The following is a 12,975-nucleotide window of genomic DNA, read 5'->3' on the forward strand; positions in this document are numbered from 1 at the left end:
TTCCTGAACCATGTTCAGGAGAGTTCAGCGTGAATGTATCAGCAACTCACCGTGGGTAGGGCCATCCGGCCCGCTGGCGCGACCGAATCCCACTCTCTCCGTAATCCGATAACGTCCACTGAAGTCCAGAAAGCTCTTACCCAGCAAGGCTTCTGGGCTTTTTAGTGTCCACGATAGACCGGGGAAACCCACTGTAATCCAGGCTAAAGTGGGACACAATAGGGGATATAACAGACGGGGTGGGACATGGCCCTGTCAGAGATGGCCATTCGGAATGCCAAACTCAAGGACAAGCCGTACCAGTTGCCGAATAGAGAAGCAAGGCCATCCTGCCTGCCGAAGTTTTTGCCGAACCAGCTGACTATAGACTAACGGCCAACCGTAGGACGATGCCGACAAGAGCTACGGTGGCAGCTCCAATCAAGGCAAAAGCCAGGTTAACCACTTGGGCACTAGCCTTTTGATAGGTGTCAATTCGTTCTAGGATCACCCGGTTTTCTATCCCCTGCTCGGCCCAACGTCTCTCCTGCTCAGCCCAACGTCTTTCCTGCTCGGCCCAGCGCTTTGCTTGATCGGCTGCCAGGGCTTCTAGATCGGCTGCCAGGGCTTCTAGCCGCTCGTTGGTTCTGGAGACATCCTGCCGGAGTCCTTCCACATCCTGTCGGATCTCTTCCACATCTTGCCGGATCTCTTCAATAACACTCAACACATCCCTGAGGGTGGGTTCACCGGCGGGCATCATAGAGCTGCAACCTCACTGAACAGCAAACGGTCTGAGCTCGCTAGATCAACTCGCTCACCGGGAAGCGATCCAGCATTTTTTGGGCTTGACGGGCATTTTCCCGTAACTCCGCCGGCAGATGGGGAACATAAGGGATCTGAGAAAGCAAATCCAGCGTGCGGCGGATCAGGCGCACCAGGTCTCCGGCATCTAGGTTGGTGCTGGCTTCCAGGGTCTCCCAAGGGATCCCTTGCGCCCAATGTTCGACGATCCCGGCCAAGCTGGGCTCAAACCCGATCGGCACATGAAACACCTGGTGTTGCCGTTGGCTGCGGAACAGCTGCCGCCGTAAACCCCGCAATCCGTGCAGCACATCCTCCACCAGCCCCGAGGTGCGCAGCCGGCTGTAGGTACCTGAACGGGGAGCCTCTGAGACCAAGGCAGCCACAACTCCGGCCAAATGATGGGGAGCACAGCCCTGACACTCACCGGAGAGCAGAGCCAGCGCCAGCCAGAGCTCGTTATCCCCCCGCAGCGCGGCCACCACCTCTCCGCTATCGGTAGGTTGATACTCTTGCAGACAGTTGAAATCCTGCAACACCCCCACCAAGGCCATAAATTGCTGCCAGCGCAACTCCTGCACGGAATCGCTTTGCCGCTCCAGGTGCTCGAGGCGCTTGAGCAAGCGCTGGCGTTTTTCTCGCAAACCCAGCAATTTTTTCCCCACTTGGTGAGCGGGATTCTCTCGGATTTGAGCTTCTAGGGCACGGATTTTTTCCTCTTGGGCATGAATGTGGGGAAAGGCCAACAGCCGCAAGGTGGGATCCGGCTCAGCTTCCCGTTGTTTGAGCAAGTAGCGCAAAATGCGTCGTTCTTCCCGCCGTTGCGCCTGCATCTTCTCATAGCGGGCGATATCTTCGTCGGCAATGCCTCCCAAGAGACGGTCGATCTCCTCCAGCTCGGCGCGCGTGTGCAGGATCTCCTGTTGTTCGGGCAACTTTTGCAACGAGAGCAAATACTGGCCGAAGCTGCGGTTGATCAGATCCCGTGCTGCTTCCAAAGAGTGCTTTTGCAGCAGGTTCAGCACCATGCCATAGGTGGGGGTAAACTGGCTCACCAAGGGATCCGCTCCAGAGGTGGCCAGCCGCGCAGCTTCTTGGGCCCCCTCAAACGGGGATTGCACCGTCACCACATGGCCGATGATGTCCTTGCCCCGCCGTCCGGCTCGGCCCGACATTTGCATGAACTCGGAAGCGGTCAAGAGGCGGTGGCCGTTGTCGGTGCGCTTAGAAAGGGAGGAGATGACAGTTGTGCGGGCGGGCATGTTGATCCCGGCGGCCAAAGTCTCAGTGGCGAAGACCAGCTTCACTAGCCCCTGCTGAAACAGATGCTCCACCAGTCCCTTCCAGGCAGGCAACATGCCGGCATGGTGAGCGGCAATACCCCGGTAAAGGGCATCCAACTGATCTCGGCGGACAGCTTCGGGCGTTTCTCGACAAAAGCGGTCGATCTGCTCGGCCAACTGCTGCCGTTCTTCCTCGCTGGCTACCAAGTCCAGATCCCTTACGCTGGCCACGGCCATATCACAGCCTTTGCGACTGAAGATGAAATAGATGGCCGGCAGCATGTCCCGCTGGCGCAAGTTTTCCACCACCTGCACCATATCCGGCACCCCCCCATAGGGAGACTGACCTGACTTGGGGAGTTTGCTTTTCAGGCGGCGATTGCAAACCCACTGGCCGGACTCGGTTTGCTCCAGCAGGGGGAACAGCCCTTTGCGATTGGCAAAGTGAAATTGCAGCGGCACCGGGCGGTGGTTGGAGTCGATCAGATGGGTGGGGCCATGCACCTGGTTCATCCAATCGGTGAGCTGGTCGCTGTTGGCCAGGGTGGCAGAAAGGGCAATGAGCTGGATCGTGGGGGGGCAGTAGATGATTGCTTCTTCCCAGACGGTGCCCCGCTGCTGGTCGTTCATGTAATGGCATTCGTCCAAGATCACCGCCTGCACCTCTCGCAAGGGATCCCGACTCAGGGCCTCCGCCTCCTCCCAAGGTTCCATCCCATCGCCGGAGGCTCCTCTCTGAACGGCCAGAGAGAGCGGCGTGCCATAGAGCATGTTGCGGAAGATCTCGGTGGTCATCACCAAGATCGGCGCCTCCCGGTTGATGGAGATGTCGCCGGTGAGCAGGCCAACCTGTTCTGGGCCGAATTGCTGGCCAAAATCCCGGAACTTTTGGTTGGAGAGGGCCTTCAGGGGCGTTGTATAGAAAACCCGCTTGCCCTGGGATAGGGCCCGATAGATGGCATACTCTCCGATCAGGGTCTTGCCGGATCCCGTGGGAGCACAGACCACCACCGATTCCCCAGCAGCCAGAACCTGAATGGCTCGGATCTGGAAGTCGTCCAGCTCGAAGGGGAAAAGCTGCCGCAACTCGTCCAGCAAATCGGTTGCCGGGGAGAGAAGCGCACTCATGGGATCCAAATCAACATTGGGAAACCTGGAAACCCGCCCAATTCACTGCTTCCTGTGGGTTGTACCTTCTAGGATACAAGCTTTCTTGGGGCGTCGACTGCTCCCCTGCAAAAAGCGCCAGTTACTCTGCTTCTTTGGATCAAGAACAGCAGCTCAAGCAAGTGCTAAAATGGGGTGCCGTTGCCGGATGCTATCGTGCTGGTCGTCATCGACAACTACGACAGCTTTACCTACAACTTGGTGCAGTACCTGGGGGAGTTGGGAGCTCAGCTTCAGGTTTTTCGCAATGACCAGCTCTCCGTTGACGACCTGCGCCGAATGCAGCCGCAAGCTGTAGTTATCTCTCCTGGGCCAGGGCGGCCGGAAGATGCCGGGATCTCCCTGGAGTTGATTCGGGAGCTGGGGCCAGAGCTGCCGATTTTGGGGGTTTGTCTGGGGCACCAGTGCATTGGCCAGGTCTACGGTGGTCAGATCGTGCGCGCACCTGAGCTGATGCATGGCAAAACCTCGCTCATTTACCATCGAGGGGTGGGGGTGTTTGAGGGGTTGAGCCAGCCTTTCACGGCCACCCGCTACCACAGCTTGGTGATCGAGCCTTCTACGTGTCCTGACGAGCTGGAGGTGACGGCCCAAACCAGCGATGGGATCATCATGGGGGTACGCCACCGCCGCTATCCCCACGTTCAGGGCGTGCAGTTCCACCCGGAGAGCATCTTGACTGCAGAGGGCAAGCGCTTGTTGAGCAACTTCCTGCGCAGCGCCAAAGCCTCAACTGCTGCTCAGCCCAATGTTTCGCAGAAACCTCAGGAAACCGTTGCCGTTGTTACATCGGGGATCCCCACTCCATGAAGCGTCGCCAGCTTCTGCAAGCCAGCGCTGGGCTGCTGGGATCGATGGCCGTGAACCTGGCCAGAGGGCGCAAAGCGGGCGCTCAGACAGCTCCGGCACAAGGTTCGGAAACGCCAACAACCCCAGGGTCTATAGAGTTCACTCCCGGCTCCAGCTCGCAGGGGCTGCAACTGACTTGGCTGCACCACAGTTGTGTTTTGTTCGAGGGGGAGGGCCGACGGTTTCTGGTCAACCCGTTTCGGCCGGCGGGCTGTACGGCTGGCTATCCTGCCCCACGAGTTGCTGCCGATCTGGTGTTGCTCAGCAGCCGCTTGTTGGATGAGGGTGCTTTGGATGTGGTGCCCGGCAACCCCAAGGTGCTGTTTCAGCCGGGAGACTATCTGATTGACGGGATCCGGGTGCAAGGAGTACGCATGCCCCGTGGCCCTCGCTTTGGCGTAAACGTGGGTTGGCGCTGGCGCATGGCTGGGATCGACATTGTCCATTTGGGAGGGGCGCTGCAGCCAATTACGCGGGAGCAGTCCATCCTGCTTGCTCGTCCCGACCTGTTGCTGGTGCCAGTGGGGGGTGGGCCGAAAAATTACGATCCTGCCGGGGCCAAGGCGGCCATTGAGGCGCTGCAGCCCAAGCTGGTCATCCCCACCATGTATCGCACGGCCGCCGCCGAGGAATCCCAATGCGAGCTGCTGCCGCTGCAGGAGTTTTTGCGTCTCTTCCCCGCTGCTGCCCCGCAACCTGCCCTCAGCAACCCGTTGCTGCTCTCGGCCCAGGCTCTGCCCAGGCAGGGGCTCGCCATCCTTTTCTTTGAGGAATAGGGCTATGCGAGGTCAGGTCCTAAAAATCGCTGTCGGACTGGGATCCCTGCTAGTGGGGGGTCTGGGATTCTATGGATACTCCCTACCAGAAGATCCACAAGCCTTGGCCCAAGCCAACCCGCTGCGGCTGCAACTGGCTCTCTGGCTGGGGAAAGACGCCAACGCTGTCGATGGGCGGGGCAAGACAGCCCTGTTTTTCGTGGAGAGCGGCCTCAACGCCCGTCTTTTGCTGGCAGCGGGGGCGGATCCCAATCAACTAGACCATGGGGGAGCTAGCCCACTGCACCAAGCCGCTCGCCTGGGTAACCCTGAGGTTACGAAAGCCCTGCTCCAGGGAGGGGCCGAGGTGAACGCTCGTTTTGGCGCCGGTGGCCTTCCCCTGCATTTTGCCGCTTGGTCCGGCAACCCCGAGGTCGTTCGGCTGCTGCTGGAACATGGCTCCGAGATCGACGAGCCGGACGGCTACGGCCTCACGCCCCTGCGCATCGCCCAGGATCTGCGCCGCTGGGAAGCTGCAACCCTGTTGTCCCGCTGGCCCCGCTCCGCCTCAACCGACGGGCATACAGATTGATTCCCCTTCTCTACCACCCCAGCACCCAGGCAAAGATCAAAGGTGCCACAATGGTGGCATCCGACTCGATGACAAACTTGGGGGTATCGACAGCCAGCTTGCCCCAGGTGATCTTCTCATTGGGCACTGCTCCCGAATAGGAGCCGTAGCTGGTGGTGGAGTCGCTGATCTGGCAGAAATAGCCCCACATGGGTACGCCCTGGCGGCCCAGGTCTTGATGGAGCATGGGTACCACACAGATGGGGAAATCCCCGGCTATGCCGCCGCCAATTTGAAAGAAGCCGATGGAGGATTCCGCCGAGGTGCGCAGGTACCAATCCGCCAGGTGGATCATGTACTCGATCCCTGTGCGGACGGTGTGTACATTGCGGATCTCACCCGTGATGCAGTGGGCGGCATACATGTTGCCGGTGGTGGAGTCTTCCCATCCCGGCACATAGATGGGCAAGTTGGCCTCCATAGCGGCGTAAACCCAAGAATCCCGGGGATTAATTTGGTAGTAGGGCTCCAGCCGGCCGCTGCGCAGGATGCGGTAGATAAACTCGTGCGGGAAGTAGTGTTCCCCGGCCTGGTCGGCAGCCATCCACTCTTCCAAGAGGGCTTTTTCTAGGCGCCGCATCGCCTCCTCTTCGGGAATGCAGGTATCGGTTACCCGGTTCAGGTGCCGCTCCAGCAGCTCCTGCTCCTGCTGCGGGCTAAGATCGCGGTAGTGGGGCACTCGCTCGTAGAAGTCGTGGGCGATGAGGTTAAAGATGTCCTCTTCTAGGTTGGCGCCGGTGCAGGAGATGGCGTGCACCTTGTTCTGCCGGATCATTTCTGCTAGGGAAAGGCCCAGCTCCGCTGTGCTCATGGCGCCGGCCAGGGTCACCATCATTTTGCCGCCCTTTTCCAGGTGAGCACAGTAGCCCTTGGCCGCATCCACCAGCGCGGCGGCGTTGAAGTGGCGAAAATGATGTTGGATAAATTGGCTGACGGGGCTGTTGGTCACGATTTCTCCGGTCACTCTGACCTGGTGAAGCACGATTTTCTAGTCTATCAACTTTAGGGGCGCTGACAAGCTTTGCTTGGGGATACCTTTATCGGTATTGGCAACCATTCCCCTGCAGGTCGGCTGGAGCAGGTTGCGTTGCGAAGCCGGGATCCCATACCGGTTCTCACCCGGCCTTGGCTGAGACAAAGGGATCGCCTGCCCATGTCAGAATGGTGGCGAATCACCGCCCTATATCCGTTCACGCTATCTGTTCACGTTGGGTTCATGCCTCCTGTCAGCACTGTCGAGCCAGCCGAGCCAATTGTTGAAGCCCAATCTCCAGAAGCGACTGCTCCGTCTCCAGAGCCATTGCCTGGGGCTGTGGATCCCTCGCAGTCGAAGCCAGCCGGGTCTTCGATGGGATCCCTGCGGCGCTGGTGGGCGCGATGGAAGCAAAAACTGCGGTTGGAAACTCAGTTGCTCTTTGTGGCAACGCTGGTGGTCTCATTGGTGGTGAGCAGTTTCACCTTCTGGGCCGTCAGCACCGTGCAGCAGGATGCTCGCTTCAACGAAGCCCGCTTTGGCCGAGATCTGGGGCTGCTCTTGGCCGCCAATGTCGCCCCCCTGATTGCGGAAGATCGCATTGGCGAAGTCGCCCAACTGTCCCGCCAGTACTTTGAGAGCACCAGCAGCATCCGCTATTTGCTCTACGCCGATCCCGAAGGAAACATCTACTACGGGATCCCGTTCTCCAATCAGGAGGTGAAAACCTCCCTCAGCCTTACCCGTCGCATGCAACTGCCGGACAACCGTCCTCCTGCTGAGGGCCAACCGCTGGTGCGCACCCACCTTACTCCTGCCGGGCGGGTGACGGATATTTTTGTCGGCATCTATCATCAGGGCCGCTTTTTGGGCACCCTCGGCTTGGGCATCAATCCCAATCCCGCCCTGGTGCGCTCCACCCAGCTGGCGCGGGAGGTCTCGATTGGGGTGTTTTTGGCGGTGTGGGTCTTGGCCATCCTGGGAGCAGTGGTCAATGCCCTCACCATCACCTATCCCATCAAAGAGCTGGTCAAAGGTGTCCAGGAGATCACCAAAGGTAACTTCAAGCAGCGCATCGACCTGCCCTTCGGGGGAGAGCTGGCCCAGCTCATCGACAGCTTTAACGAGATGGCGGAGCGGCTGCAAAGCTACGAAGAGCAAAACATCGAGGAACTGGCTGCCGCCAAAGCCAAGTTGGAGACCTTGGTCTTCTCCATCGTCGATGCTGCCATTTTGCTGGATGCCGAGTTGCGGGTGCTGCTGCTCAACCCTGCTGCCTCCCGCATGTTTGGCTGGGAAGGGGATCCCGTTTTGGGCAAACCCCTGCCGGAGCTGTTGCCGGAGGATCTGCAGCAGCAACTGGCCCGCCCCCTGATGCAAATTGCCCGCGGGGATCAAGAAGCAGAGGAAGTTCGCGTCAACCTCACCGGCCCCACCAAGCGTGTTATCCGCATCCTGCTTTCGCCGGTGTCGGATCCGCGGCGGCAAAATCTCAAGGGGATCGTGATGACGGTGCAGGACATCACCCGCGAGGTGGAGCTCAACGAAGCCAAGGCTCAATTCATCAGCAACATCAGCCACGAGCTGCGCACCCCCCTCTTCAGCATCAAGTCTTTTATCGAGACCCTCTACGAGTACGGCGAGCAGATGTCCTCGGCGGAGCGGCTGGACTACCTGGAAATTGCCAACCGCGAAACCGATCGCCTCACCCGCCTGGTCAACGATGTTTTGGATTTGTCTCGTCTGGAATCGGGCAAGCAGTACCACTTTGAAGGTGTCGACATCGCGGCAGTGATCGAGCAGACTTTGCGCACCCACCAACTGCAGGCCCGCGACAAAGGGATCCAGCTGCGCAAGTTCGTCGATCCGGATCTGCCGCTGGTCTGGGGCAACTACGATCTGCTGCTGCAGGTGATGACCAATCTCCTGGGCAATGCCCTCAAGTTCACCCCCTCAGGGGGCCTGGTGACGGTACATGCCCACCTGGTGGTTCAGGCGGATGGATCCCCGCAGGCAGTGCGGGTGGCAGTGGCCGATACGGGCATTGGCATTGCCCCAGAAGATCAGGAGCGGATTTTCGACCGCTTTTTCCGTGTCGAGAACCGGGTCCACACCCTAGAGGGCACCGGTCTGGGGTTGGCCATCGTGCGCAACATCCTGGAGAAACATCGAACCCGCATCTGCCTGGAGAGCAAGCTAGAACAGGGATCCACCTTTTGGTTCGATCTGCATCTGTATGCAGAGGGCTCGCCCCTGGAGTTCACGGATCCGCCCGCCGAGACGGATCCCCCCAGTTGCTGCTGGCGGGAGCATCCCCGCCATTCCCACCAAACCTAAGGAGCCAAGATGGAAGGCCTACTGGCCATTTTTTTGGGGCTGGGCCTCAGTGCTGCCTGTGGCTTTCGTATTTTTGTGCCGCTGCTGGTGATGAGCATAGCGGCTCAGGCTGGACATCTGGAGCTGGCTCCCGATCTGCAATGGATTGGCTCAGAGGTGGCGCTGCTGGTTTTTGTGGTGGCCACCTTTTTCGAGGTTTCTGCCTACTACGTGCCCTGGGTGGACAACTTGCTAGATGTAGTGGCAACGCCGGTGGCAGTGGTGGCCGGAATCCTGGTGATGTCGGCGGCAATGGGGGACATTGGTGACCTGAGCCCGATGTGGCGCTGGGCTTTGGCTGCCATTCTCGGAGGGGGGGCTGCTGGGATCACCCAAGGCACCACCGATGTGCTGCGATTGGCCTCTACCACCACCACAGGGGGGCTGGGCAACCCGCTGTTGGCCACCGGCGAAAACGTCACTTCTCTGCTGCTGGCGGTGGTGGCGGTGCTGGCCCCTTGGCTGGCAGTGCTGCTGATGGGTTTGCTGGTGTACTGGCTGGGCAAACGGGCGTTGAAACTGGGGTTCCGCAGCAGAAATGCCGCTCCCCAGTCTCAGGGATCCCCGCCGACGGCTGTTCTACACTGGAGAAGGTTTTAACTGGATGGTTTTGCCATGCCGCCTCGCTGGCCCCGGAAGCCCTCCCGTCGGGATCCCGAATTTCGCAAGCTGGATGATCGCTATACCTATGCCGCCCACCTGTCTGTTTTCCTCTGTAGCGGGTCTGGGCTGGTGTTTTTTCAGCAACTGTACCGCGCGGATTGGCCGTGGCTGGTGCCCCTGTTGGGCTGGTGGGCTTTGGGGTTGGGGATCCACAGCTTCTGGATCTTTTTTGTGGCCCGCTACCCTGTCGATGCTGGCTTGATAGAGTTCACTCCCAACGGCGATGCGCACGAGAATCCAACAGCCGCCGAGACGGATCCCTCCAGAGCCAGCTAGGACTTAGAGAGGGGATGATCCCCTTGCTCCTGTTCTCAGCCAGGGGAGGTAGAAGCTCCACCTGGTCGCCGCTGCCGCCGCAGCAGCAGGGGGGAGAGGTCGCTCTCGTCGTAAATATCGCCCACCAGCTCCTCCAAAATGTCCTCCAGCGTGATCAGGCCGGTGGTGCCGCCAAACTCATCCACCACGATCCCCAGGTGTTGGCGAGAGCGCAGCATTTCCTTGAGCAACAGGCTGACCCGCTTGGTGTCCGGCACAAAAAAAGGCGGTGCCATCGCCTGGGTCACTTCGGCATTGCCTTTTTGATCGAGATAGCGCAAGGCTTGCTTGAGGTGGATGATGCCGACGATCTCGTCCTTGGATTCTCCCTGCACGGGGATGCGCGAGTAGCCCGTTTCCAAACAGAGCTTCACCACATCCTGCAGTGTTTTGTCGTGGGAGATGGTCTCCATTTTAACTCTGGGCTTGGCCACGTCCCGCGCCTGCAGCAAGTCCAAAGCCAAGGCCCCACGGAACAGCCGCCGTTTTTGCCAATCCAGCAGCCCCCGCTGCCCCAACACATCGATCAGCAGCTCCAAATCCTTGAGAGAAGCGGTGGCCGTCAGGGGGGAGAATTCCAATAGATTGAAGAGCCTGCTGACAACCCACTCAAAAGCGTCGCTAAAAGGGCGCAGCAGCACCGATAGGACATGAACAGGCCGCACCACCCAGCGGAACACCCCTAGCGGATGGCTCACCGCTAAAGACTTTGGGGCTACTTCTCCAAAGAGGAGCACCACAATTGTGGTGGGCACGGTGGCGGCCAAAGCTCCAATCTGGGTTCCCAACAGTTCAATGGAGAGGGTTGTGGCCAAAGCGGCAATGCCGATGTTGACAAAGTTGTTCACCAGCAACAGGGTGGTGATCAGCCGCGAGCGCTGTTGTTGGGCCAGTCGATACAAGCCCTGTGGATCCCCTTGCTCTTCGATCAGAGATTCCAGGCGCAGGTTGTCCATGGCCGTGATGGCCGTTTCGGCGCCAGAGCAAGCTCCTGAGAGAAGCAGCAGAAAGGCCAAGAGAAAGACATTAACCATAGCGCTCCGTTCGCGACGGCGGAACGGGATACAGGTAGCATTGGCTCATCGAGAGAAAAGCGGGTCGGCCTATTTCCATCATCAACGGGATCCCCTCCGGCACCTCAACACCTCGGTGGTTTTGCCAAAGTTCATCACTCAACCCATAGCTCGGCATCCGTGCCCCCTCATCAACTGCATCTTCAACGAAAATCTTCAATGAGAAATGAGAGAGGGATCAAGCTGTTCAAACCGGCCAGCTCCCTGAAAATCATGCGGAAATCTGACTTGTCCCGTTGATTTAGTCTTGATTGAGTCAAAGCTACTGATCTAAACGGGCCGGGCCAGATCGCTCCAAAAGCTGCCGGTACAACGTTACAATTTTGTCTTGCACCTCGGATTGGCTCAGGTGATCTGTGTCGATCAAGATGGCATCGGGGGCAGGCCGCAAGGGAGAGATGAGCCGTTCGCTGTCGCGGCGATCCCGCTGCTCGATTTGCGCTTTCAATTCTTCGAGAGGCACCATTTGCCCTTGGGCTTGGAGTTGGTGTTGCCGACGCTGCGCCCGCTCCCCAACAGAAGCGGTCAAGAAAACCTTCAGCTCTGCATCAGGAAAGACGTGGGTGCCGATATCCCGCCCCTCCAAGACAGCACCGCCATCCCGGCCAATGCTGCGTTGCCGCTTCACCAGCTCCTGGCGTACTCCCGGCACTGCCGCCACGTGAGAGACCCAGCGGGTCACTTCCGGAGAGCGAATGGCCTGGGTAATTTCTTCGCCATCGGCCCAGATGCGGGTCGGCTCTGTCGAAGAGGTGCCACTTTGCAGGGTGAGCTGGGTTTGGGCGGCCAGTTGGGTGAGTTGCTCGGCATCGTCCAAAGGGATCCCCCGTTGCAGTGCCAGCCAGGTGATGGCTCGATACATGGCCCCCGTGTCCAAGTACAAAAGCTGCAGCTGGGCGGCTACTGCCCGCGCCACGGTGGATTTTCCGGCTCCAGCCGGGCCGTCGATGGCAATCAGCGGGCGACGCGGGGGAGAGGTCGTGCCGGAAGAGGGCGGTGCCGCATGCTGGACTCTCTCCGGCGAGGGATCCCCTTGCTCTGGGGAAAGGAGCAGGTTGTCGATCAGGCGAGTCTGCCCCACATAGGCAGCAATGGCCAGCAGGCCCTTGTCTTCCACCCGCGGCAGCGGCTGTAGCGTTTGGGGATCCACCAATTCCAGGTACTGCAGTTGCAGCTCTGGGGTATGCTCCAGCTCAGCACGGGCGGCGGCAAGGATCCCTTCTGCTGAGGGATCCCCGGCCTGCCAATGGTCATATCCCCGACGCAAGGCCCGGTACAGCCCGGCAGCCACCTGTCGTTCAGCAGCAGAAAGGTAGCGGTTGCGGGAGCTACAGGCGAGGCCATCGGCTTCTCGCACCGTGGGGCAGGGAACAATCGTGGTGGGTATTTGCAGATCCCGAACCAAACGCTGAATGATCGCCAGTTGCTGGGCGTCTTTTTGGCCGAAGTAGGCCCGCTGCGGCTGCACCAGGTTCAGCAGTTGCAGCACAATGGTGGCTACACCGCGAAAGTGGCCAGGTCGGTGGGGGGCGCAGAGGGTCTGCAGAAGGGATTCGGGGGGCATGACCCAGGTGCGGTCGCTTCCGGTTGCGGGGTCGGCTCCCATCTCTTGCGGGTCAGGGGCAAAGACCACATCCACACCTGCTGCCTCGCACAAAGCTCGGTCCCCCTCTTCGTCGCGGGGATAGCGATCCCAGTCTTCGTTGGGGCCAAATTGCAGCGGATTGACGAAAATGCTGACCACCGTGTGGTCACACTCCTGGCAGCAGCGGCGAATCAAGCTGAGATGCCCCTCGTGCAGGGATCCCATCGTGGGCACCAAGCCGATGGTGGATCCCCGCCAATCGGCTATCTGCTCCCGCAAAGCAGCAACTGTGCGCAGCCAGTGCATCGCCATGCCACCTCAATCTCTCTCTCCCCTATGGGTTTTCTCCAACCCCCCCAAAGGCTGCTCCTACAGGCCGATCTTGTTGCTGCGTTGATACTGCCTGTAGGCTGCCACGAATAAGCCCGCCAAGGTGACCACCACCATGCCCAAGACGATCCCCAACAAAATCGGCTCGATCACAACACAGACCTCCCAGTTCAAACCTAGATCATGATAAGC

At 59.5% G+C, this 12,975-nt stretch carries 13 protein-coding genes; 6 read left to right on the forward strand and 7 right to left on the reverse strand.

Going from position 1 to position 12,975, the window contains the following annotated elements:
- Positions 1-361: 361 nt before the first annotated feature.
- Both NW843_RS01675 and NW843_RS01680 read right to left on the reverse strand, forming a co-directional pair.
- A complete protein-coding gene (locus tag NW843_RS01675; protein WP_414521927.1) occupies positions 362-742 on the reverse strand; it encodes a hypothetical protein in 381 nt (126 codons plus the stop codon).
- A gap of 40 nt (positions 743-782) precedes the next feature.
- Positions 783-3,194 (reverse strand): DEAD/DEAH box helicase, encoded by a 2,412-nt coding sequence (locus NW843_RS01680; RefSeq protein WP_414406825.1) that lies wholly within the window; start codon positions 3,192-3,194, stop codon positions 783-785.
- Between the two features lie 195 nt (positions 3,195-3,389).
- Between NW843_RS01680 and NW843_RS01685 the strand changes: the two genes are divergently transcribed.
- From NW843_RS01685 to NW843_RS01695, 3 genes are read left to right on the forward strand one after another with little or no spacing between them, the layout of a single operon-like run.
- The gene (locus NW843_RS01685) at positions 3,390-4,043 is read left to right on the forward strand and encodes an anthranilate synthase component II (RefSeq protein ID WP_414357317.1); all 654 of its coding nucleotides are present in this window, start codon (positions 3,390-3,392) and stop codon (positions 4,041-4,043) included.
- Positions 4,040-4,858 (forward strand): MBL fold metallo-hydrolase, encoded by an 819-nt coding sequence (locus NW843_RS01690; RefSeq protein ID WP_414331279.1) that lies wholly within the window; start codon positions 4,040-4,042, stop codon positions 4,856-4,858. The genes NW843_RS01685 and NW843_RS01690 overlap by 4 nt, the downstream gene beginning before the upstream one ends.
- Before the next feature lie 4 nt (positions 4,859-4,862).
- A complete protein-coding gene (locus tag NW843_RS01695; protein ID WP_414521928.1) occupies positions 4,863-5,429 on the forward strand; it encodes an ankyrin repeat domain-containing protein in 567 nt (188 codons plus the stop codon).
- A gap of 10 nt (positions 5,430-5,439) precedes the next feature.
- Here NW843_RS01695 and NW843_RS01700 read toward each other — a convergent pair whose 3' ends face one another.
- A complete protein-coding gene (locus NW843_RS01700) occupies positions 5,440-6,417 on the reverse strand; it encodes a deoxyhypusine synthase family protein (protein WP_414521929.1) in 978 nt (325 codons plus the stop codon).
- 363 nt (positions 6,418-6,780) lie between these two features.
- Here NW843_RS01700 and NW843_RS01705 point away from each other — a divergent pair, with 363 nt between their 5' ends.
- From NW843_RS01705 to NW843_RS01715, 3 genes are read left to right on the forward strand one after another with little or no spacing between them, the layout of a single operon-like run.
- Complete coding sequence (locus NW843_RS01705; RefSeq protein ID WP_414521938.1) at positions 6,781-8,778, forward strand: ATP-binding protein; 1,998 nt, start codon at positions 6,781-6,783, stop codon at positions 8,776-8,778.
- 9 nt (positions 8,779-8,787) lie between these two features.
- Positions 8,788-9,417 carry a DUF4126 domain-containing protein gene (locus NW843_RS01710; RefSeq protein WP_414521930.1) on the forward strand — a complete coding sequence of 210 codons (630 nt, stop codon included), beginning with the start codon at positions 8,788-8,790 and terminating at the stop codon, positions 9,415-9,417.
- A gap of 15 nt (positions 9,418-9,432) precedes the next feature.
- Entirely contained in the window at positions 9,433-9,756 is a 324-nt protein-coding gene (locus tag NW843_RS01715) for a hypothetical protein (protein WP_414424685.1), read from the forward strand.
- A 35-nt stretch (positions 9,757-9,791) separates the two neighbouring features.
- Here NW843_RS01715 and NW843_RS01720 read toward each other — a convergent pair whose 3' ends face one another.
- The 4 genes from NW843_RS01720 to petG all read right to left on the reverse strand — a co-directional run bounded on the left by NW843_RS01720 (position 9,792) and on the right by petG (position 12,936).
- A complete protein-coding gene (locus NW843_RS01720; RefSeq protein ID WP_414358051.1) occupies positions 9,792-10,829 on the reverse strand; it encodes a hemolysin family protein in 1,038 nt (345 codons plus the stop codon).
- Positions 10,822-10,986 (reverse strand): hypothetical protein, encoded by a 165-nt coding sequence (locus NW843_RS01725; protein WP_187147237.1) that lies wholly within the window; start codon positions 10,984-10,986, stop codon positions 10,822-10,824. Before NW843_RS01725 ends, NW843_RS01720 begins: the two co-directional genes overlap by 8 nt.
- A gap of 144 nt (positions 10,987-11,130) precedes the next feature.
- Positions 11,131-12,759, reverse strand: coding sequence for a bifunctional pantoate--beta-alanine ligase/(d)CMP kinase (locus tag NW843_RS01730; RefSeq protein ID WP_414521939.1), 1,629 nt, complete (start codon positions 12,757-12,759; stop codon positions 11,131-11,133).
- A 63-nt stretch (positions 12,760-12,822) separates the two neighbouring features.
- Positions 12,823-12,936 carry a cytochrome b6-f complex subunit V gene (petG, locus tag NW843_RS01735; protein ID WP_011433989.1) on the reverse strand — a complete coding sequence of 38 codons (114 nt, stop codon included), beginning with the start codon at positions 12,934-12,936 and terminating at the stop codon, positions 12,823-12,825.
- Positions 12,937-12,975 lie beyond the last annotated feature (39 nt).

It is taken from the genome of Synechococcus sp. R5-12 (assembly GCF_047502655.1).
Lineage (GTDB): Bacteria > Cyanobacteriota > Cyanobacteriia > Thermostichales > Thermostichaceae > Thermostichus.